The sequence below is a fragment of the Klebsiella sp. D5A genome, assembly GCF_001620885.1.
GTDB classification, from domain to species: domain Bacteria; phylum Pseudomonadota; class Gammaproteobacteria; order Enterobacterales; family Enterobacteriaceae; genus Klebsiella; species Klebsiella variicola.
Genome location: NZ_KV407481.1, coordinates 226,761 through 247,262, shown reverse-complemented (window position 1 = coordinate 247,262; position 20,502 = coordinate 226,761). Strand labels below are relative to the sequence as shown.

At 57.7% G+C, this 20,502-nt stretch carries 19 protein-coding genes; 6 read left to right on the top strand and 13 right to left on the bottom strand.

From position 1 onward, the window contains the following. Positions 1-80: 80 nt before the first annotated feature. Together gss and AS136_RS28440 are read right to left on the bottom strand one after the other, a co-directional pair. Positions 81-1,946: a bifunctional glutathionylspermidine amidase/synthase gene (gene gss / locus AS136_RS01215; RefSeq protein WP_023323277.1), complete on the bottom strand. Its 1,866-nt coding sequence runs from the start codon at positions 1,944-1,946 to the stop codon at positions 81-83. A 76-nt stretch (positions 1,947-2,022) separates the two neighbouring features. After that, positions 2,023-2,145, bottom strand: coding sequence for a hypothetical protein (locus AS136_RS28440; RefSeq protein WP_004217169.1), 123 nt, complete (start codon positions 2,143-2,145; stop codon positions 2,023-2,025). A 20-nt stretch (positions 2,146-2,165) separates the two neighbouring features. On the opposite strand from AS136_RS28440, the gene AS136_RS01210 reads away from it, so the two are divergent. Together AS136_RS01210 and yghU are read left to right on the top strand one after the other, a co-directional pair. Then, positions 2,166-2,726 carry a DsbA family protein gene (locus tag AS136_RS01210; protein WP_023323278.1) on the top strand — a complete coding sequence of 187 codons (561 nt, stop codon included), beginning with the start codon at positions 2,166-2,168 and terminating at the stop codon, positions 2,724-2,726. 47 nt (positions 2,727-2,773) lie between these two features. Next, positions 2,774-3,640, top strand: coding sequence for a glutathione-dependent disulfide-bond oxidoreductase (gene yghU, locus AS136_RS01205; RefSeq protein ID WP_008806496.1), 867 nt, complete (start codon positions 2,774-2,776; stop codon positions 3,638-3,640). 72 nt (positions 3,641-3,712) lie between these two features. Here the strand turns inward: yghU and AS136_RS01200 are convergent, their stop codons facing one another. From AS136_RS01200 to exbB, 5 genes are all read right to left on the bottom strand, one after another. Further along, positions 3,713-4,000: a DUF2623 domain-containing protein gene (locus AS136_RS01200; protein WP_002916743.1), complete on the bottom strand. Its 288-nt coding sequence runs from the start codon at positions 3,998-4,000 to the stop codon at positions 3,713-3,715. A gap of 78 nt (positions 4,001-4,078) precedes the next feature. After that, positions 4,079-4,966, bottom strand: a complete 888-nt coding sequence (gene yghX / locus AS136_RS01195) for a YghX family hydrolase (RefSeq protein WP_023323279.1) — start codon at positions 4,964-4,966, stop codon at positions 4,079-4,081. A gap of 122 nt (positions 4,967-5,088) precedes the next feature. Further along, a complete protein-coding gene (locus AS136_RS01190; protein ID WP_008806498.1) occupies positions 5,089-5,583 on the bottom strand; it encodes a TIGR00645 family protein in 495 nt (164 codons plus the stop codon). 140 nt (positions 5,584-5,723) lie between these two features. Continuing rightward, positions 5,724-6,149, bottom strand: a complete 426-nt coding sequence (gene exbD, locus AS136_RS01185) for a TonB system transport protein ExbD (RefSeq protein WP_012967219.1) — start codon at positions 6,147-6,149, stop codon at positions 5,724-5,726. 6 nt (positions 6,150-6,155) lie between these two features. Further along, on the bottom strand, positions 6,156-6,887 hold the full coding sequence (gene exbB, locus AS136_RS01180) for a tol-pal system-associated acyl-CoA thioesterase (protein WP_004174395.1): 732 nt from the start codon (positions 6,885-6,887) through the stop codon (positions 6,156-6,158). A gap of 250 nt (positions 6,888-7,137) precedes the next feature. On the opposite strand from exbB, the gene metC reads away from it, so the two are divergent. Then, positions 7,138-8,325, top strand: a complete 1,188-nt coding sequence (gene metC, locus AS136_RS01175; protein WP_023323281.1) for a cystathionine beta-lyase — start codon at positions 7,138-7,140, stop codon at positions 8,323-8,325. A 131-nt stretch (positions 8,326-8,456) separates the two neighbouring features. Beyond that, positions 8,457-9,116: a DedA family general envelope maintenance protein YghB gene (yghB, locus tag AS136_RS01170; RefSeq protein ID WP_004205217.1), complete on the top strand. Its 660-nt coding sequence runs from the start codon at positions 8,457-8,459 to the stop codon at positions 9,114-9,116. Positions 9,117-9,165: 49 nt separating this feature from the next. Here the strand turns inward: yghB and AS136_RS01165 are convergent, their stop codons facing one another. Then, a complete protein-coding gene (locus AS136_RS01165; RefSeq protein ID WP_012967218.1) occupies positions 9,166-10,065 on the bottom strand; it encodes an AraC family transcriptional regulator in 900 nt (299 codons plus the stop codon). Between the two features lie 196 nt (positions 10,066-10,261). Here AS136_RS01165 and yqhD point away from each other — a divergent pair, with 196 nt between their 5' ends. Both yqhD and dkgA read left to right on the top strand, forming a co-directional pair. Next, complete coding sequence (gene yqhD / locus AS136_RS01160; protein WP_023323282.1) at positions 10,262-11,425, top strand: alcohol dehydrogenase; 1,164 nt, start codon at positions 10,262-10,264, stop codon at positions 11,423-11,425. Between the two features lie 145 nt (positions 11,426-11,570). Then, complete coding sequence (gene dkgA / locus AS136_RS01155) at positions 11,571-12,398, top strand: 2,5-didehydrogluconate reductase DkgA (RefSeq protein ID WP_008806502.1); 828 nt, start codon at positions 11,571-11,573, stop codon at positions 12,396-12,398. A gap of 86 nt (positions 12,399-12,484) precedes the next feature. Here the strand turns inward: dkgA and AS136_RS01150 are convergent, their stop codons facing one another. The 5 genes from AS136_RS01150 to AS136_RS01130 form a co-directional block, all read right to left on the bottom strand. Then, a complete protein-coding gene (locus tag AS136_RS01150) occupies positions 12,485-14,758 on the bottom strand; it encodes a YgiQ family radical SAM protein (RefSeq protein WP_162542796.1) in 2,274 nt (757 codons plus the stop codon). A gap of 33 nt (positions 14,759-14,791) precedes the next feature. Further along, positions 14,792-16,204, bottom strand: coding sequence for a cell division protein FtsP (ftsP, locus tag AS136_RS01145; protein ID WP_008806504.1), 1,413 nt, complete (start codon positions 16,202-16,204; stop codon positions 14,792-14,794). Between the two features lie 83 nt (positions 16,205-16,287). Beyond that, the gene (gene plsC / locus AS136_RS01140) at positions 16,288-17,025 is read right to left on the bottom strand and encodes a 1-acylglycerol-3-phosphate O-acyltransferase (RefSeq protein WP_008806505.1); all 738 of its coding nucleotides are present in this window, start codon (positions 17,023-17,025) and stop codon (positions 16,288-16,290) included. A gap of 191 nt (positions 17,026-17,216) precedes the next feature. Beyond that, complete coding sequence (gene parC, locus AS136_RS01135; protein ID WP_008806506.1) at positions 17,217-19,475, bottom strand: DNA topoisomerase IV subunit A; 2,259 nt, start codon at positions 19,473-19,475, stop codon at positions 17,217-17,219. A 121-nt stretch (positions 19,476-19,596) separates the two neighbouring features. Next, positions 19,597-20,466 (bottom strand): AraC family transcriptional regulator, encoded by an 870-nt coding sequence (locus AS136_RS01130; protein ID WP_063266645.1) that lies wholly within the window; start codon positions 20,464-20,466, stop codon positions 19,597-19,599. Positions 20,467-20,502 lie beyond the last annotated feature (36 nt).

Genomic DNA, 20,502 nt, shown 5'->3' with positions numbered 1-20,502 from the left:
CGGCGCTGACCATGCCGGGGCTATCCTTTTCTGTACGTTGTCACCCGGACAGGGGTATGCCGCTACCCGGGTTTCGCACGTCATGCTTTGTCTTTCAAAACGATTAACGGCTCGATATCGCTCTCTTTTTTCACCACCAGCGACGAATCGCCGCGCAGGCAGGTACCGCCGTAGTTACCACCAACGGTAAATGTGCACACCTGAATATACTTACCGTCCACTTTCGGCAGGCACCACAGCTGCTGGTAGATATTCTTGCGATCGACAAACTGGCCGCTGGTCTTATCCAGAACCTCATCCTGAGGACCGATCAAATCGATATTGTTCCCGCAGCGTCCGGAAATGGGCTTCACGGCATAGCCGGTTTTCGCCAGCTCGTCGTTAACCACAAAATCGGTATCCAGCAGATAGCGATGATGCGGGAACAGCGACCACAGCACCGGCAGAATCGCTTTGTTGCCCGGGATCACCGTCCACAGGGGTTCGAATACCAATACTTCAGGACGCAGCAGGACGTCAATCAGTCGCACCTCATTCTGCGGATGTCCGGTACGAATCGGCACCGCCGCGTACTCATCGGCGCTGACTTCGCGCACCTGCTCAATGGCGGTTTCCCATGCCCAGGTTTTCCAGACGCAGTTGACCAGCCGCCCGTCAGCGTCAATCAACTGGCCGGCAGCGTCCCAGCGCAGCTCATCAAGGCCAAAGAGAATTTTGCTCTCAAAACCGGCCTGGGTCAGCGAACGCTGGATAAATTTCGCGTGGTAATTCTCTTCCAGATCCTTGTCCTGCATGATGTGGACGAAGGGCCGCGCCCGGCTGTGTTTCCACGCCCCCGCCAGCTCATCGAGCAGACTTTCCGCCGGATTGTGGCCGGTGCCGTAGTAGCCCTGCTTCAGCCACTGCTCAAGGATCAACCCGCCTTCGGTATGGCAGGAGGCGGAGTCGGCATTGTATTCGTACACCTTCAGCCCGCGCTCGTCCATGCAGAAATCCATGCGCCCGGTGATCATATGATGACGACGGCGCTGCCAGGAGAGACGCAGACGCGGCCAGAGGATTTTCGGGATATCAAACAGCGCCAGCAGGTTATCATCCTTCATCACCTTATCGGTGGCGTGCAGATACATCAGGTGCAGCTCGTTAGTGGCTTTGATCAGCTCCTGTTCGGCGCTTTCGCTGATGGTGAAATACTGGTAGGGATCCTGGTTGATGAAATGGCCGTTGGCCGCCACGTAGGCTTTCTGCAGCGGATCTTTCTCGTTCAGCCATTTGCCGCGGAACTGGCCGTTGTTCGGCAGCCGCGCGCCTTTGATCGCCATCGCCTCGCCCGGCAGCACCGGCTGCGGCAGGCTGTGTTCGGTATCGGCGGTCTGGATCATCCAGCCTAAAATTTCGGTATCGGTAAAGGTATCTTTGATGGTGTACCGGCCGGCGTTGACCTCGAGGGTCAGCTCGCGGGTCCACTGCTGGCCCTGCGGCAGCGGCGAGTGAATGACGTTCTGCTCGGCGATACGCACTTTATTGCCGACAAGCTGGGTGATCACCGCGACGTGGCCGGTGTGCTTAAACTCGCCTCCCTTCTGCCAGATCAGTAACGAACCGGCGATGGGCGGACGGCGGGAACCGTTGGCGAAGGCCTGCAGCGGCAAAATATTGTCATTGACCACTTCACGCAGGAAACGCAGGGAGAAGATTTCATATGCCATCCCCACATCGGTAAAGACAAACCCGTAGGTCAGGAACAGAAAGCGGCGTGCAAACTCGACGCACTGCCATTTATGCCCCATATACTCATTGCCGATGTAGCTGCGAAACGTCGCGTCATCCGGGTAGTCCTGCGGATTTAAGCTACTGTAATTCGATGAATAAATCGCCACGCCGCCGGGCGCGTAGCCTAACAATGTCCCAAACGGGGCGTCACTGCTTGTCGATCCTTTGCTCATTTAGCCTGACCTCAAATTAATGCAGCCCGGGCAGTTGGCGAAACAAAACTCCCTCTTCTTATCCTGCCGCAGGCACTTACCAGACAGAGGTGTAACGATGATACCACTCATTCGTTTCGCTAATCGTGCCGTTAAGGAAAATAACCCTGCAGCCGGAAACAAAAGTGATATCGTTATCGGTGATATAACAAAAAAACAACGCAACATCAGGAGTCGACAATGAGCACACCCTCGCATCTGAATGCCCAACCGCTGGTCTGGGGACACGGCCCGCGGACGTTTGAGGTGTTCCTTGAGCCCACCTGCCCCTACTCTGTCCGCGCGTTTAATAAGCTCGACGACCTGCTCGATGAGGTCGGCGCCGATAACGTCACCATTAAGATACGCCTGCAGTCGCAGCCGTGGCATCTGTTTTCCGGGGTTATCGTCCGCTGCATCCTCGCCGCGTCCACCCTGCCGCACGGCAGAGAGCAGGCGCATAAGGTGATGCAGGCCGTGGCCGACCATCGGGAAGAGTTTGAGTTTATCGATCACTGCAGCGGGCCGAATATGAACGCCACGCCGCAGCAAATCATTGAACGCATTGAACGTTACAGTCACGTGCTGCTGGGGGCCGCCTTTGCCCGCCCGGAGCTGCAGGACGTGATCAAGTGGCACAGTAAATACGCCCGTCAGAACGGCATTCACATCTCGCCGACCTTTATGGTCAATGGCCTGGTGCAGCCGGATCTGGGCAGCGGCGATGATGTCAGCGTGTGGGCCGCGCGGATTATGGCCTGAGGTCACCTGCTACACTTTTTGTACATCCACGAAAAAGGCAAACCAGCATGTCAGAGCAAAACTACCAGCCACCCAAAGTGTGGGAATGGAAGCAAAACAGCGGCGGCGCGTTCGCCAATATCAACCGTCCCGTTTCCGGCGCGACCCATGAACGCGTCCTGCCGGTCGGTACCCATCCGCTCCAGCTATACTCACTGGGCACGCCCAACGGCCAGAAGGTGACCATCATGCTGGAGGAGCTGCTGGCGCTGGGCGTCAGCGGCGCGGAGTACGACGCCTGGCTAATACGCATTGGCGAAGGGGATCAGTTTTCCAGCGGCTTTGTCGATATCAACCCGAACTCGAAGATCCCGGCCCTCAGCGACCACTCCACCACGCCGCCGACCCGGGTATTTGAGTCCGGCAACATTCTTCTCTATCTGGCGGAAAAATTTGGCTTCTTCCTGCCAAAAGATCCTGCCGGCCGCACCGAAACCCTCAACTGGCTGTTCTGGCTGCAGGGCGCGGCGCCATTCCTCGGCGGCGGCTTCGGCCACTTCTATAACTATGCGCCGGTGAAGATCGAGTACGCGATCGACCGCTTTACGATGGAAGCCAAACGCCAGCTCGACGTGCTGGACAAACAGCTCGCCCGCGGTCGCTATGTGGCCGGCGAGGAGTACACCATCGCCGATATGGCTGTCTGGCCGTGGTATGGCAACGTAGTGCTGGGCAATGTCTATAACGCGGCGGAGTTCCTCGACGCCGGGAGCTATAAAAACGTGCTGCGCTGGGCGCAGGATGTGGGCAACCGCCCGGCCGTCAAGCGCGGACGCATCGTCAACCGCACCAACGGCCCGCTCAATGAGCAGTTACATGAGCGCCACGACGCCCGCGACTTTGACACCCAAACGGAAGATAAGCGCCAGGCGTAAGGTCTTCACCCTTTCCCGCTGACGGGAAAGGGTTCCCACCACAGGACGGCTCCGCCTGCGAAGCCGTCCTGTTTAGCTTTCCAGCCGATAGCCCGCCAGAAAATAGCGCATCGCCATACCCGACCCACCTTCTTTGAAGAAATCCATCACCATATCTCTGTCAAGGCCATAGCGACGGGTCAGGATCCCCGCCTCCCACGCGCTGAGCTGACGGTCGCCGGTTTTTTCAAACATGCGGTGCGAGTAGCCGAGCACAAACCCGCGTTTATAGTCGGCGCAAAAATTCGCCGCATGCGCGGCGGTGTCAGCATAGGATGCCTGTAGCCCCGCCATTAAGCCTTTGCCAAAATGATTTTCCATCGCGCCCTCCCAATCGCTGTATAATAAATTATATAGCGTTTTTTTGAGCGAGCGGTAGCGCTATTTATGTCGTTTGCGCTAGCGTAAATACTTCTCAAACCATGCCAGCGTGCGTTGCCAGGCCAGATCAGCCGCAGCCCGATCGTAGCGCGGCGTGGAATCATTATGAAAGCCGTGATTCACGCCCTGATAGAGATAGGCCTCGTAGACTTTATGGTGTTCCTTCAACGCCTGTTCATAGGCGGGCCAGCCTTCATTAATGCCGCTATCGAGGCCGGCATAGTGCAGCAGCAGCGGCGCTTTAATTTTATCGACCTCCTTCAGCGGCGGCTGGCGGCCGTAAAACGGCACCGCGCAGGCTAGCTCCGGGATCGCCACCGCCGCCGCGTTGCTGACGCCGCCGCCGTAACAAAACCCGGTGATACCGACCTTCCCCGTCGCCTGTGGATGCTTCGCCATAAACGCGACCGCCGCAAAAAAATCATTCATCAGCTTCACGGGATCGACTTTCTGCTGGAGCGCGCGGCCTTCATCATCATTCCCCGGATAGCCGCCGACGGCGCTCAGGCCATCAGGCGCCAGCGCGATATATCCCGCTTTCGCGACCCGCCGGGCTACGTCTTCAATGTAGGGATTGAGGCCTCGGTTCTCATGTACCACCACAACGGCGGGCGCTTTGTCGGCTATTTTCGTCGGCGTCACCAGGTAAGCCCGCACTTCGCCGTGGCCGTCAGGAGAGGGATAATGAATATACTCCGGACGGATATCCGGGTCGGTGAACGGTACCTGCTCTGCCAGGGCATAGTCGGGCTTCAGCAGATTAAACAGCGCCAGCGCGGTCATCCCGCCGACAGTATATTTCCCCGCCAGCTGGAGAAACTCGCGTTTGCTGATTTTGCCGTGGGCATAGTAGTCATAATACTCGAGCAGCTGCTGCGGGAAATCTTTGGCCGTTAATCGCGTCATCACCTTGCCTCCGTTGTTAAGCGCCCTTTAAGCAAAGCAGAAGCCCGGACATACGCCAGCGCAGAGAAGCAGAAACGGGGGAGAAAAAAGCCCAGCGGCTAACACCGCCGGGAGAGAAGAGATCAGTGTTTCACTTTGTTCAGACGATCGAGATAGCCCATCACAAAGGCCGAAAGGACGAAGGTCAGGTGGATAATCACGTACCACATCAGCTTGTTGTCCGGCACGTTTTTCGCATCCATAAACACCCGTAGCAGGTGGATAGAGGAGATCGCCACAATTGACGCCGCGACTTTATTCTTCAGAGAGGTGGCGTCCATTTTACCGAGCCAGCTCAGCTTCTCTTTCCCTTCATTGATATCCAGCTGCGACACGAAATTCTCATAGCCCGAGAACATCACCATCACCAGCAGGCCACCCACCAGGGTCATGTCCACCAGCGACAGCAGCGTCAGGATCAATTCCGACTCGCTGACGCTGAAGATATGCGGCAGAACGTGGACGATCTCCTGAAAAAATTTGATGGTCAGCGCGACCAGTCCCAGCGAAAGGCCAAAATAAACCGGTGCCAGCAGCCAGCGCGAAGTGTACATAGCGTTTTCCAGAAAGCGTTCCATATAATCCTGTTAGTTAACAAAAAGAAGCGACATTATATCTCAGACAGATAACGTGATGGCAACGCCAGGCCAACACATCGCCGGCAGACGGCCATAAAAAAGGCCGGCGCGCGGCCAGCCTTTTCAGGAACAGAATCGGATTATTTGGCTTTGACGGTCTCTTCGCCCACCAGCCCGATCTTGAGATAGCCCGCCTGATGCAGGGTATCCATCACTTTCATCATCGTCTCGTAATCGACGGTTTTATCCGCGCGGAAGAAGACAGTGGTATCTTTTTTGCCGGCGGTCAGGCTATCCAGGGCGTTAATCATATTCGCTTCGGTAATCGGGTCGTTGCCGAGGAACATGCTCTTATCCGCCTTCACCGACAGATAAATGGGTTTTTCCGGTCGCGGTTGCGGCTGGCTGGAGGAGGCCGGCAGATTCACCTTCACGTCAACCGTCGCCAGCGGCGCAGCCACCATAAAGATAATCAGCAGAACCAGCATGACGTCGATAAACGGCGTCACGTTGATCTCATGCATTTCGCCGTTATCGTCCAGATTTTCATTAAGACGCATCGCCATAGCCGATCAACCTACCCGTAATTTCTGCGCGCTACGCACCGGCTTCACACCGCTGGCGCTGAGGTCCAGGTCGCGACTTTGCAGCAGCAGCACCTGAGCGGCGACGTCGCCAAGCGAGGCCTTGTAGCTGCCAATCATGCGGGCAAAGATGTTATAGATGACCACCGCCGGGATGGCGGCGAACAGGCCGATGGCCGTCGCCAGCAGCGCTTCCGCGATGCCCGGCGCTACCACCGCAAGGTTGGTAGTCTGCGTCTGGGCGATACCGATAAAGCTGTTCATGATGCCCCAGACGGTCCCGAACAGACCCACGAACGGCGAAATGGCGCCGATGGTGGCCAGATAACCATTGCCGCGCCCCATATGGCGACCGACCGCCGCGACGCGGCGCTCAAGGCGGAAACCGGTGCGTTCCTTGATGCCTTCATTGTCTTCCGCACCGGCAGAGAGTTCGAGTTCGTTCTGCGCTTCATTGATAAGCTGGGTGGTCAGGCTCTTCGCCTCAAAGGCGCTGGCGATATCGCTGGCCTGATCGAGAGAGCGGGCTTCCGCCAGCTGCTGCTGTTCACGTTTGAGGCGACGCTTGCTGGCGAGGATTTCCGCCCCTTTGCCGAAAAAGATGGCCCAGGTGACGACCGACGCCAGAATCAGGCCAATCATCACCACCTTAACGACAATATCGGCATGATGATACATACCCCAAACGGAGAGATCCGCCTGCATCAAATTATTACCCACGCTCTATCTCCACGACGATAATCACAAAATCTGCCCACAATAATATCAAAACGACATCGAATTGATAGTGGTTCTCATTAGTATTTACACTGTGCAGCAAATCACGTTTATTTTCCTTGCGCTCACGCAGTAAAAAAGCGGCTTACTGCGGGCCTGGTAAAATTTTCGCCTGTATCGGCGCCGCACTGGTACAGAAAAGAAGATTCATGCTAGTTTAGACGTCCAGACGTATAAAAACAGGTTCATCAACATGGCTGATAAACATCTTGATACCGCGCTGGTCAACGCCGGACGGAGCAAAAAATATACCCAGGGCTCAGTGAACAGCGTGATCCAGCGCGCGTCATCGCTGGTTTTCGACACCGTAGAGGCCAAAAAACACGCCACCCGCAACCGGGCTAACGGCGAGCTGTTCTACGGGCGTCGCGGCACCCTGACCCACTTCTCACTGCAGGAAGCGATGTGCGAGCTGGAAGGCGGCGCCGGCTGCGCCCTCTTCCCCTGTGGCGCGGCCGCGGTGGCCAACACCATCCTGGCGTTCGTCGAACAGGGCGACCATGTGCTGATGACCAATACCGCCTATGAGCCAAGCCAGGATTTTTGTACCAAAATTCTCGCTAAACTCGGCGTCGCCACCAGCTGGTTCGATCCCCTCATTGGCGCCGATATTGCCCAACTTATTCGGCCGGAGACCCGCGTGGTGTTCCTGGAATCGCCTGGCTCCATCACCATGGAAGTGCATGATGTGCCAGCGATTGTCGCCGCCGTGCGTCAGGTCGCGCCGGAAGCGATTATCATGATCGATAACACCTGGGCGGCGGGGATCCTGTTCAAAGCGCTGGATTTTGGCATCGATATTTCTATTCAGGCAGGCACCAAATACCTGATCGGCCATTCTGACGCCATGGTCGGCACTGCGGTGGCGAACGCGCGCTGCTGGCCGCAGCTGCGTGAGAATGCCTATCTGATGGGGCAAATGCTGGACGCCGATACCGCCTATATGACCAGCCGCGGCCTGCGCACCCTGGGCGTGCGCCTGCGTCAGCATCATGAAAGCAGCCTGCGCATCGCCGAGTGGCTGGCGCAGCATCCGCAGGTGGCGCGGGTCAACCACCCCGCCCTGCCCGGCAGTAAAGGCCATGAGTTCTGGAAGCGCGATTTTATCGGCAGCAGCGGGCTGTTCTCGTTTGTACTCAACAAGCGCCTCAATGATGCCGAACTGGCCGAGTACCTCGACAATTTCAGCCTGTTCAGCATGGCCTACTCGTGGGGCGGCTTTGAATCGCTGATTCTGGCCAATCAGCCGGAGCAAATCGCTCACATCCGACCGGATGCGGAAGTCGACTTCAGCGGCACGTTGATCCGTTTACACATTGGTCTCGAAAATGTTGACGATCTGCAGGCGGATTTAGCAGCGGGCTTCGCGCGTATCGTGTAAAGTGACAGTCAGTGGCAACAATAGCGGACGCTTTTTAGCAAAGCGGCCGCTTTTGTTGCGCCCGGGATCAAGGTGCTCGGGTCTCTTCAGGAGTACACTAGTCAACAATACGGTACCACTTAGGAAAGTCCATGGTTGTCATTCAAGAGATTGTCGCCGCGTTGTGGCAACATGATTTTGCCGCATTGGCGAACCCTCACGTTGTGGGCGTTGTATATCTGGTTATGTTCGCCACCCTGTTTCTGGAAAACGGGCTGCTGCCCGCGTCCTTTTTACCGGGGGACAGCCTGCTGCTGCTCGCCGGCGCGCTGATTGCTAAAGGCGTCATGGACTTTGTGCCCACTATCGCCATTCTGACCGCCGCCGCCAGCCTCGGCTGCTGGTTGAGCTATGTGCAAGGGCGCTGGCTGGGCAATACGCAAACGGTGAAAGGCTGGCTGGCGCATCTGCCGCATAAGTACCATCAGCGCGCCACCTGTATGTTTGATCGCCACGGCCTGCTGGCGCTGCTCGCGGGCCGCTTTCTGGCATTTGTCCGCACCCTGCTGCCAACCATGGCGGGGATTTCCGGCCTGCCGAACCGCCGCTTTCAGTTCTTCAACTGGCTGAGCGCCCTGCTGTGGGTTGGCGTGGTCACGGGTCTCGGCTATGCGCTGAGCATGATCCCGTTTGTGAAGCGCCATGAAGATCAGGTCATGACCTGCCTGATGATCCTGCCGATTGCTCTGCTGCTGGCGGGCCTGCTCGGCACGCTGTTCGTGGTGATCAAAAAGAAATACTGCAGCGCCTGACGGCCACCTGCCGGGGGGCCTGCGCCCGCCCGGCTTGCCCTTCCCGATATTACATGCCCTGCATCGTGCGAATTCGTGCGGCATCTTCCCCGGGCGTCATACCGAAGTAGCGCTTAAACTCGCGGCTGAACTGCGAAGGACTTTCATACCCCACCCGCATCGCCGCCGCGCTGGCCTTCATGCCGTCATGGATCATCAGCATGCGCGCCTTGTGCAAACGGTAGGTTTTCAAATACTGCAGCGGTGAAGTACTGGTCACCGATTTAAAATTATGGTGAAACGCCGAGACGCTCATATTCGCCTCTGCCGCCAGCCGATCGACGCTCAGGTTTTCGGTGTACTGGCTCTCGATGTGTTTCAGCACGCGGCTTATCAAACTGAAATGGGTCTGCCGGCTGACCAACGCCAGCAGTGCGCCGCCGCAGGGGCCCGTCAGCACATAGTAGAGGATTTCACGGATAATCTGCTTGCCAAGAATGCGCGCGTCCAGCGGACGATCCATGACGTCGAGCAGCCGTTCGGCAGCGCATAAAATATCTTCGGAAAGCACTGCCGAATTTATTCCGCTGGAAGCGACGGCGGGCTGAAACAGCGGATCCTCGCCAATATCCATCAGCAGCTCCTGCAGTTGCAGGATATCGACGTTCAGACGCATCCCGGCGAGGGGCACCTCCGGGGTGGCAAAGGTTTCGCATTCGAAGGGCAGCGGCACGGTCAGCAGCAGATATTCATTTGTGTCGTAGCGAAAAGTCCGCTCATTGATATAACCAATTTTATGGCCGGAAAAGAGAAAAACGATCCCCGGCTGATACATCACCGGCGTCCGGGTACCCGGCTGCGTCCCATACAGCAGGCGGACGTCAGGCAGCAGCGAACTTAACAGTTCGTGCTTATCTTTCAGCTGGTTAATCTTCTCTGTCAATATCTGGCATATCTGTGCGTGTTGCATTGCCACCGCCTCTCCCGATGTTTCTTCACCCATACATTGTGCGCAGGCTGGCGAGAATTCTCCAGCCACATGGAGAAATAGGCAAGACATCGGCAGAAATGTGCATTGAGGGTCAACGGCGCCAGGACCACAATAACCGTCATCTGGCAGCGGTATCGTCCCTGTCGGCGGTTTTACTCTTTTGAGGACACTACCAATGAATAATTTTGACCTGCATACCCCAACCCGCATTCTGTTTGGCAAAGGCGCGATTGAAAAGCTGCGTGAACAGATCCCGGCGGAGGCTCGCGTACTGATCACCTACGGCGGCGGCAGCGTGAAAAAAACGGGCGTCCTGGATCAGGTACTCACCGCCCTGAATGGCCTGGATGTCCTTGAATTTGGCGGCATCGAGCCGAACCCGTCTTACGAAACTCTGATGAACGCCGTGAAGCTCGCCCGTGAAGAGAAGGTCACCTTCCTGCTGGCGGTCGGCGGCGGTTCAGTACTGGATGGCACCAAGTTCATCGCCGCGGCGGCCCATTACGACGCCGCTATCGATCCATGGGAAATTCTGGAAACTTATGGCAGTAAGATCGCCAGCGCCATTCCAATGGGTTCGGTTCTGACTCTGCCAGCGACCGGTTCTGAATCAAACAAAGGGGCGGTGATTTCGCGGAAAACCACCGGCGACAAACGCGCGTTTATGTCTTCGCACGTCCAGCCACAGTTCGCGATCCTCGACCCGGTTTACACCTACACTCTGCCACCGCGCCAGGTCGCCAACGGCGTGGTTGACGCCTTCGTCCATACCGTTGAACAGTACGTCACCTACCCGGTTGACGGCAAAATTCAGGACCGTTTCGCCGAAGGCATTCTGCTGACGCTGGTGGAAGATGGCCCGAAAGCGCTGCAGGAGCCAGAGAACTACGACGTGCGCGCTAATATTATGTGGGCGGCGACTCAGGCGCTGAACGGTCTTATCGGCGCTGGCGTACCGCAGGACTGGGCGACCCATATGCTCGGCCACGAACTGACGGCGATGCATGGTCTGGATCACGCCCAGACGCTGGCTATCGTGCTGCCGGCGCTGTGGAACGAGAAACGCGACAGCAAGCGCGCGAAGCTGCTGCAGTATGCCGAGCGCGTATGGAATATCACCGAGGGCTCCGAAGAACAGCGTATCGATGCCGCTATTGCCGCAACCCGTAGTTTCTTCGAGCAGATGGGGGTGCCGACCCGCCTCTCCGATTACGGTCTCGACGGTAGCTCCATCCCGGCGCTGCTGGCGAAACTGGAAGAGCACGGCATGACCAAACTGGGCGAACATCAGGATATCACCCTGGACGTCAGTCGCCGTATTTACGAGGCTGCTCGCTAATTTAACCCCGCCTGATTCACCTCTCCTTACGTTAAACAAACGTCGGGGAGAGGTGTTTTTACTACCGTTTTTAGCTATTTCGTCCAGACTTAATGCTACCCCTCGGCGGATTCTGCCTCGCCGAGTTCATTAACAGGAGGAAGGCATGACACATCCAACCGTTATAAAACTACACGACGGCAACCTGATGCCGCAGCTGGGTCTCGGCGTGTGGAAAGCTGGCAACGAGGAAGTCGTCTCCGCCATTCATAAGGCGCTGGAAGTCGGTTATCGCTCTTTTGACACCGCCGCCGCGTACCAAAATGAGGCCGGCGTCGGCAACGCGCTGCACAGCGCAGGCGTCAATCGCGATGAGCTGTTCATCACCACCAAGCTGTGGAACGACGATCAAAAACGGCCGCACGAGGCGCTGAAAGAGAGCCTCAGCAAGCTGAAGCTCGACTATGTGGATCTCTATTTAATCCACTGGCCGGTGCCGGCGATCGGCCATTATGTCGAAGCCTGGCAGGCGTTGATCGAGCTGCAGCAACAGGGGCTGGCGAAAAGCATCGGCGTGTGTAATTTCCAGGTCCCGCATCTGCAGAAGCTGATTGATGAAACCGGCGTCGCACCGGTGATCAACCAGATTGAGCTCCATCCGCTGCTGCAGCAGCGTCAGCTGCATGCCTGGAACGCCACCCACAAGATCCAGACCGAATCCTGGAGCCCGCTGGCCCAGGGCGGTAAAGGAGTGTTCGATCAGAAAGTCATCCACCAGCTCGCCGATAAGTACGGCAAAACGCCGGCGCAAATCGTCATCCGCTGGCATCTTGATAGCGGTCTGGTGGTGATCCCGAAATCAGTGACGCCGTCGCGTATCGCGGAAAACTTTAACGTCTGGGATTTCCGTCTCGACAAAGACGAACTCAGCGAAATCGCGAAGCTGGACCAGGGCAAGCGTTTAGGGCCCGATCCGGATCAGTTTGGCGGCTAACATATAAAAAAGCCGGATAGCGCTGACGCTTATCCGGCTCTCCAACTGGCCCGGTCAGCAAAGCGCTACCGGGCACAACGTCAGGCTTAACGCCCGGCGACTTTACCGCGTTTGACCGGTTTTTTCGCCGTCGTTTCACCGTTAGAACGCTGATGTACAATCGGCGTGTGCTTGGTCAGCGCCGGACGGGTATGGCGGTTCTGGCGACGCGCTTCGCGCATCTCATCCAGCGTCGGGGCAGGCACCAGGCAGTCGCGGCGTGAGCCAATCAGGTGCTTTTTACCCATCGCCTCCAGCGCCTGACGGATCAGCGGCCAGTTTGCCGGATCGTGATAGCGCAGCAGCGCTTTATGCAGACGGCGCTGTTTGTCGCCCTTCGGCACCACCACGTCCTCGCTCTTATAGCCGATTTTACCCAGCGGGTTCTTGCCGGTGTAATACATGGTGGTTGAGTTCGCCAGCGGCGACGGATAGAAGTTCTGTACCTGGTCGAGACGGAAGCGATGACGTTTCAGCCACAGCGCCAGGTTCACCATATCTTCATCACGGGTCCCCGGGTGAGCGGAGATAAAGTACGGGATCAGATACTGTTCTTTACCCGCCTGCTTCGAATAGGTATCAAACAATTCTTTAAAGCGGTCATAGCTGCCCATGCCCGGCTTCATCATCTTCGACAGCGGCCCCTCTTCGGTATGCTCCGGGGCGATCTTCAGATAGCCGCCGACGTGGTGGGTCGCCAGCTCTTTGATATAGCGCGGATCTTCGACGGCGATGTCATAGCGTACGCCAGAGGCAATGAGGATCTTCTTAATGCCCTTCAGCTCACGGGCGCGACGGTAAAGATTGATCGTCGGCTCATGGTTGGTATCCATGTGCGGGCAGATATCCGGGTAGACGCAGGAGAGACGGCGGCAGGTCTGCTCGGCGCGTGGCGATTTGCAGCGCAGCATATACATGTTGGCCGTTGGTCCGCCGAGATCGGAGATCACCCCGGTAAAGCCGGGCACCGTGTCGCGAATGGCTTCGATTTCATTAATGATCGAATCTTCTGAACGGCTCTGGATAATGCGCCCTTCGTGCTCGGTGATTGAGCAGAACGAACAGCCGCCGAAGCAGCCGCGCATGATGTTGATCGAGAAACGGATCATCTCATACGCCGGGATACGCGCGTCGCCGTAAGCAGGATGCGGCACACGCTTGTAAGGCAGCGCGAAGACGCTGTCCATCTCTTCAGTCGAGAGCGGGATTGCCGGCGGGTTGATCCAGATATAGCGTTCGCCATGCTTTTGCATCAGCGCCCGGGCGCAGCCGGGGTTGGTTTCATGGTGCAGAATACGCGAAGCGTGAGCGTACAGGACCTTATCGCCTTTCACCTTCTCGAAGGAAGGCAGCAGCACATAGGTCTTTTCCCACGGTTTGGGCCGCGGCGGCTGCACGGTGATGCTTTTGGCTTCCTGCTTTTTCGGCGCAACCGGCTTGTTATCGGCACACGGCAGATCCTCACCGTACGGATGCGGGATGGGATCAATTTTGCCAGGCGTATCCAGGCGGGTGGAATCGACGCCGCTCCAGCCCGGCAGCGCCTCTTTCACCATGATGGCGGTATTGCGCACATCGCGGATCTGGTCGATGGTTTCGCCCATCGCCAGGCGATGCGCGACTTCCACCAGCGGACGCTCGCCGTTGCCGAACATCAGCATATCGGCCTTGGAGTCCACCAGCACCGAGCGGCGCACGGTATCGGACCAGTAATCATAATGCGCGGTACGGCGCAGGCTGGCCTCGATGCCGCCAAGGATCACCGGCACGTCTTTCCACGCCTCTTTACAGCGCTGGGTGTAGACCAGGGTGGCGCGGTCCGGGCGTTTACCCGCCACGTTGCCGGCGGTGTAAGCATCGTCATGGCGCAGCTTACGGTCGGCGGTGTAGCGGTTGATCATCGAGTCCATATTGCCCGCGGTCACGCCGAAGAACAGGTTCGGCTTACCCAGGCGCATAAAGTCGTCTTTGCTGTTCCAGTCCGGCTGGGAAATGATCCCCACCCGGAACCCCTGCGCTTCCAGCATACGGCCGCAGATGGCCATCCCGAAGCTCGGGTGGTCGACGTAGGCGTCGCCGGTCACCAGAATAATGTCGCAGCTATCCCAGCCAAGTTGGTCCATCTCTTCACGCGACATCGGTAAAAATGGCGCAGGGCCAAAACAGGCAGCCCAGTATTGCGGCCAGGAAAAAAGGTCACGATCCGGTTGGATCAGGGATATTGCGCTCATATTGCTTCCGGGGGAAATGATAAAAAAATAACCAAAAGGGCGTGGATTATAAGCCGGAATGATAGTGGAAATGAAGGAGGATTTTCTCAAACCCTGACCGTGTTCCGGCCAGGGTTGAAGAGATTACGGCGCGGGATTCACCAGCATCTGGCCGATCGAGCCGCGGTCGGCAAGCTCCAGCGTCTGGCTCAGATACTGGAACGGGAAGTGCGGCCACGACGGCTGAGCATAGTAGACCAGCAGTTCAACCTGCCCGTCGACCCACACGGTGTCCTTCCAGCCGCGATCTTCCGGGAAGGGCGACGAGCCGTTGACGTTACGGATCTGGAACATCACCCCTTCAATATGGAACGACTGCGGGCGGTCGGCGCGCACCGTCCAGCGCTCCCAGGTCCCCTGTTGCGCCGTGATATCGATACGCTGCGGATCCCACAGCTGGCCGTTGATGCCCGGATCGTCGCCAAGGGTGATATCCCGGCTGCGGATCGGCGTGCCGGAGAGCAGTTCGGTCGGCAGCAGACGCACCGGCAGACTGTCGGTGACCAGCGGCAGCAGCCCGGTCGGCCGCAGGGTCAACACCAGCGTGGAGACCAGGATGCTTGACGGTTCAAAAAAGCCGCGGATACGGTCGACAATACTCGCCGCTTCTCCGCAGGTAATGGACACTTCATCGCCGTTGGTCATATCGACCAGAATTTCACGCCGTTCCCCCGGCCCCAGCGACAGCTGCTTGAGCGAGACCGGCGCCGGCAGGAACCCCTGATCCCCGGAAATCACATGCAGAAGTCGGCCATCGCTCATCTGCAGCTGATAGCGCCGGGAGTTGGAGGCGTTCAGCAGGCGCAGGCGCACCCAGCCGCGCGACACTTCGACATAGGGGCTCTGCACGCCGTTAACCAGCAGCGTATCGCCAACGAAGCCGCCGCTCCCCGGTTCGCTATATTCCGGCGTGCCGAAGTTATCCAGCCGCTTGTCCTGAATGATCACCGGGAAGTCATCAACGCCGTAGTGGTTAGGGATTGGCAGGTTCTTGCTGACCTCATCTTCCACCAGCCACATGCCGGCCAGGCCGTTGTATACCTGCTTCGCCATCCGGTTCGGCGTGTTGGCCTGATACCACAAGGTGGCAGCGCTCTGGCGGATAGGCAGCACCGGCGCCCAGTCGGCGTTCGGCGACATCATACGCGCCGCGCCGCCGATCAGCGGGCCAGGCACCTGCAGGCCGCGGATGGTCATCGCGACATTCTCAGTCAGACGGTTGCTGTAGATAAGCTTGACGTCGTCCCCGCTCCAGACGCGGATCGTCGGCCCCATGTAGCGGCCATTGATCCCCCAGACGGGGGCGCGAGTGCCTGGCGTAAACGACCAGTGCGAACGCTGCAGCGTCAGAAACAGCGGCTGACCGCGACGCGATTCCAGCAGCGGCGGAACCGGCAGCGCAAGCTGCTGGCCGGCGGCATGGGCTTTCAGCGGCGCGGCGCCAGCGCACAGCGCTACGCCGGAAGCCTTAATAAACTGACGCCGACTGAGTGACATATTAACTCCATGACATACTGACAAATGAAAAAGGGAATTCGTTTCCCGCCAGCAATACGCGCGCGTTGGCGGCGTTTCCTGTCTTATGACTTTTTAGCCGCTTCGCGCGCGGCCACTTCGTTGTCCAGCTCAGCAATTTTGGCGGCCATCAGCTCGCGGCAATGCGTCGCCAGCGCGCGCACGTTGTCTTTACCGAACTGGCTGGTATCCACCGGCGGCAGCATCTCAACAATCACCAGACCGTTGTTCCAGCGGTTGAGCTTAATTTTGTTCGATGTGTTGGACACGCACACCGGAATAATCGGCACTCCGGCGGCGATCGCCGCGTGAAAGGCGCCGGTTTTAAAAGGCAGCAGGCCGCGGCCGCGACTGCGGGTCCCTTCCGGGAACATCCAGAACGAAATTTTACGCTTTTTAAAGGCATTCACCACTTCAGCAATGGTGCCATGCGCTTTGGTTCGGTTATTACGGTCAATCAGCAGGTTGCCCGTCAGCCAGTAGAGCTGGCCAAAGAACGGGATCCACAGCAGGCTTTTTTTACCTACGGTGACCGTCGGCGGCTGCACGATGTTCGACGCCGTCACCATATCATAGTTGTTCTGGTGGTTAGCGATGTAGATCGCGTTGCCATAGCTTTCCGCATCAGCAGGTTTGCGCAGTTCCACCTTCAGGCCAAATACCGGAGATAAGCGGCCAAACAGATGGCCGAAAGTGGCAACATGTTTTGGATTACGCGGGCTGAACAAGCAGTACAGACAGCCAAGTATGCACACCACGATGCAATAAATGACCACGAAAATTACTCGAAAAATGAATAGCATAGCTACCTCTAAAACCCAAACCGCTTAGAATTATTCGCTGCTGACAGAAGGCAGGCTCATCAGTTCTGCGCAGGCCGGGACCGTTCTTCCTGGGTCCCTGGTGATGGACATTGTTAATCGCAACGCCTGAATAAACAACGATTTTGCGGCATTTTTTCGCCTCCTCCCGTCAAAGACGGGAGGAGTGGCGTTTACTCTTCACTATCGCCTGCCGCGGCGCGGCGCGGCGAGTCGATTTCAACACGGTCGATCTTCTGCAGCCCGCGCATCAGCGAACCGCGGCGACCACGCTCGCCGGTGACTTTTTGCAGCTCTTCCGGACGCAGTTTGATTTTCCGTTTGCCAACATGGATGGTGAGCGTGCTCTGCGGTGGCAGGATAAACAGATGCGCCAGGCCATCCTGCCCGGCGGCGGCTTCCGCCGCAGGAATGCTGATAATTTTGTTGCCCTTGCCTTTCGACAGCTGCGGTAGATCGCTCACCGGGAACATCAGCATCCGTCCGGCTGCCGTGATGGCCAGCAGCATATCGGACTCGTCCTCAATCACCAGCGGCGGCATCACGTGCGCGTTGTCAGGCAGGGTGATCAGCGCTTTACCGGCACGGTTGCGCGCCACCAGATCGTTGAAGGTGCAGACAAAACCGTAGCCCGCGTCGGAAGCCATCAGCAGCTTACGATCGTCGCTTTCCATCAGCATATGTTCCACGGTCGCCCCCGGCGGCAGAGTCAGCTTACCGGTAAGCGGCTCGCCCTGGCCACGCGCGGAAGGCAGGGTAATCGGATCGATGGCATAGCTGCGCCCGGTGGTATCGATAAACACCACCGGCTGGTTGCTCTTGCCTTTCGCCGAGGCCTTCCAGCTGTCGCCCGCTTTATAGCTCAAGCCCTGAGCGTCGATGTCGTGCCCTTTGGCGCTCCGCACCCAGCCCATCTGCGACAGAACGATAGTCACTGGCTCAGACGGCTGCATATCATGCTCGCTCATCGCTTTCGCTTCTTCACGTTCGTGAAGCGGCGAGCGGCGTTCGTCACCGAAAGCATCGGCATCAGCCTGCAGCTCTTTTTTCAGCAGGTTGTTCATTTTACGCTCAGAAGCCAGAATCGCCTGCAGCTGGTCGCGCTCTTTTTCCAGCTCGTCCTGCTCGCCGCGGATCTTCATCTCTTCCAGTTTGGCGAGGTGGCGCAGTTTTAATTCCAGAATCGCTTCCGCCTGGGTTTCGCTGATGCCAAAGCGCGACATCAGGGCTGGCTTCGGTTCATCTTCGGTGCGGATGATCTCGATCACTTCATCGATATTGAGAAACGCCACCAGCAAACCTTCAAGGATATGCAGGCGCTTAAGCACTTTCTCTAACCGATGGTTCAGACGGCGACGCACGGTATCGCGACGGAACACCAGCCACTCGCTGAGGATCTCCAGCAGGTTTTTCACCGCCGGGCGTCCGTCGAGGCCGATCATATTGAGGTTGATGCGGTAGCTTTTTTCCAGATCGGTAGTAGCAAACAGGTGGTTCATCACCTGTTCCATATCCACCCGGTTGGAGCGCGGGACGATCACCAGACGGGTCGGGTTTTCGTGGTCCGATTCGTCGCGCAGATCGTCAACCATCGGCAGCTTTTTATTGCGCATCTGCGCCGCAATCTGCTCCAGCACTTTGGCGCCGGAAACCTGGTGCGGCAGCGCGCTAATCACCACCGCGCCGTCCTCTTTGCTCCACACCGCGCGCATGCGCACTGAGCCGCGTCCGTTCTGGTAGATTTTGCGAATTTCCGCCCGCGAGGTGATGATCTCCGCCTCGGTCGGGAAATCCGGCCCCTGCACGATATCCAGCAGTTCGTCGAGAGTCGTTTTCGGCTGCTCAATCAGGGTAATAGCCGCTTTGGCCACTTCACGCAGGTTGTGCGGCGGAATATCAGTGGCCATACCCACCGCGATGCCGGTGGTGCCATTAAGCAGGATGTTCGGTAGACGCGCAGGCAGCATTTTCGGCTCCTGCAGCGTCCCGTCAAAGTTTGGTACCCAGTCGACCGTTCCCTGTCCCAGCTCGCTGAGCAGCAGTTCAGCATACTTCGACAGGCGGGACTCGGTGTAACGCATGGCGGCGAAGGATTTCGGATCGTCCGGCGCACCCCAGTTTCCCTGCCCGTCTACCAGCGGGTAACGGTAAGAGAACGGCTGCGCCATCAGCACCATCGCTTCATAGCAGGCGCTGTCGCCGTGCGGGTGATATTTACCCAACACGTCGCCGACGGTGCGGGCGGACTTTTTGAATTTCGCGCTGGCGTTCAGCCCCAGCTCGGACATCGCGTAGACGATGCGACGCTGGACCGGTTTTAAGCCATCGCCAATAAACGGTAATGCCCTGTCCATGATCACGTACATGGAGTAGTTCAGGTAAGCATTTTCCGTAAATTCATGCAGCGCAAGGCGCTCTGCCATATCGCTCATTAATCGTGGATCCTCAATCTGGGTACCGACCGTTCGGACGGCAAAACTACCCGCGATAATACCCGATCTCACGCCCTGAGTCACAGGCCGTGAGATCGGCTGAGGATTCCGTCACGCTTAATCAGGCCAGCGGCAGATAAATATCGGTTTGCAGTTCATGCTCAGCCACCTCATGGACAAAATTGAGGTAACGGAAGTACACCGGAAAATCCCGTAACGTCTCGCCTGACGCGGGTAACCAGTCGCGATAGAGAAACCAAACGCTGTTCGCCAGCGTGTCCAGCGAGCCGTGATGGCGCACGACGGCGCAGCGTCCGCCGGGGATTTCGCCGTTAATCACGCCAAAGGCGTTTTCACCGACCGGCCCAGCGACCGTACCGCAGATATCAAAACGAAATGCCCCCTGCGGGGTGGTCTGCGGATCGTCCCAGGCGATACCCCAGGTATCGCTGGTGGCGACGGGCGATAATCCGCTCGTCTTACGCCAGGCGATAAAACGCGCGGCGGTGGTGTTGACAAGGTCCGGGCTGCCGCGATGTTGCAGTACGGCTATCCGGGTGGTGGGGAAGGAAATGATATTGACGTCCATCGACGTTTGCTCCTGTAGCGTATGTTTCGGTACGCGTCGATGCCACTCGGCCCAGTCCGGTTGCTGACGGAATTGGGTCGGGCTTTGGTCAAACGCGGTACGGAAGGCACGACTGAACGACTCCGCATTCTGAAATCCGGCATCAAGGGCAATATCGATGACTTTATCGCGGGGGTTGAACGCCAGGCGCCAACAGGCGCGTCGCAGACGCAACCACTGAATATACCGGTACAATGGAATGCCGGTATAAGCGCTAAATTGCCGGTGAAAATGGTAAGGCGAACTGTGCGCTATCGCGCTCAGCGCCTCCAGCGACAGCGGCTCATCAAGATGGCGCGCAATGTACCTACAGACACGCTGGAAGCGCCCGACATACGCCGGGCTGGCCTTAATATCGTTCATCGTCTCCTCCTCGCGACATACTCTGACAGAGCGAGG

What these genes read in the sequence shown, in the direction of transcription:
- gss (WP_023323277.1), bottom strand. Translation starts at nt 1,946, where the DNA reads ATGAGCAAAGGATCGACAAGCAGTGACGCCCCGTTTGGGACATTGTTA.
- AS136_RS01210 (WP_023323278.1), top strand. Translation starts at nt 2,166, where the DNA reads ATGAGCACACCCTCGCATCTGAATGCCCAACCGCTGGTCTGGGGACAC.
- yghU (WP_008806496.1), top strand. Translation starts at nt 2,774, where the DNA reads ATGTCAGAGCAAAACTACCAGCCACCCAAAGTGTGGGAATGGAAGCAA.
- AS136_RS01200 (WP_002916743.1), bottom strand. Translation starts at nt 4,000, where the DNA reads ATGGAAAATCATTTTGGCAAAGGCTTAATGGCGGGGCTACAGGCATCC.
- yghX (WP_023323279.1), bottom strand. Translation starts at nt 4,966, where the DNA reads ATGACGCGATTAACGGCCAAAGATTTCCCGCAGCAGCTGCTCGAGTAT.
- AS136_RS01190 (WP_008806498.1), bottom strand. Translation starts at nt 5,583, where the DNA reads ATGGAACGCTTTCTGGAAAACGCTATGTACACTTCGCGCTGGCTGCTG.
- exbD (WP_012967219.1), bottom strand. Translation starts at nt 6,149, where the DNA reads ATGGCGATGCGTCTTAATGAAAATCTGGACGATAACGGCGAAATGCAT.
- metC (WP_023323281.1), top strand. Translation starts at nt 7,138, where the DNA reads ATGGCTGATAAACATCTTGATACCGCGCTGGTCAACGCCGGACGGAGC.
- yghB (WP_004205217.1), top strand. Translation starts at nt 8,457, where the DNA reads ATGGTTGTCATTCAAGAGATTGTCGCCGCGTTGTGGCAACATGATTTT.
- AS136_RS01165 (WP_012967218.1), bottom strand. Translation starts at nt 10,065, where the DNA reads ATGCAACACGCACAGATATGCCAGATATTGACAGAGAAGATTAACCAG.
- yqhD (WP_023323282.1), top strand. Translation starts at nt 10,262, where the DNA reads ATGAATAATTTTGACCTGCATACCCCAACCCGCATTCTGTTTGGCAAA.
- dkgA (WP_008806502.1), top strand. Translation starts at nt 11,571, where the DNA reads ATGACACATCCAACCGTTATAAAACTACACGACGGCAACCTGATGCCG.
- ftsP (WP_008806504.1), bottom strand. Translation starts at nt 16,204, where the DNA reads ATGTCACTCAGTCGGCGTCAGTTTATTAAGGCTTCCGGCGTAGCGCTG.
- plsC (WP_008806505.1), bottom strand. Translation starts at nt 17,025, where the DNA reads ATGCTATTCATTTTTCGAGTAATTTTCGTGGTCATTTATTGCATCGTG.
- parC (WP_008806506.1), bottom strand. Translation starts at nt 19,475, where the DNA reads ATGAGCGATATGGCAGAGCGCCTTGCGCTGCATGAATTTACGGAAAAT.
- AS136_RS01130 (WP_063266645.1), bottom strand. Translation starts at nt 20,466, where the DNA reads ATGAACGATATTAAGGCCAGCCCGGCGTATGTCGGGCGCTTCCAGCGT.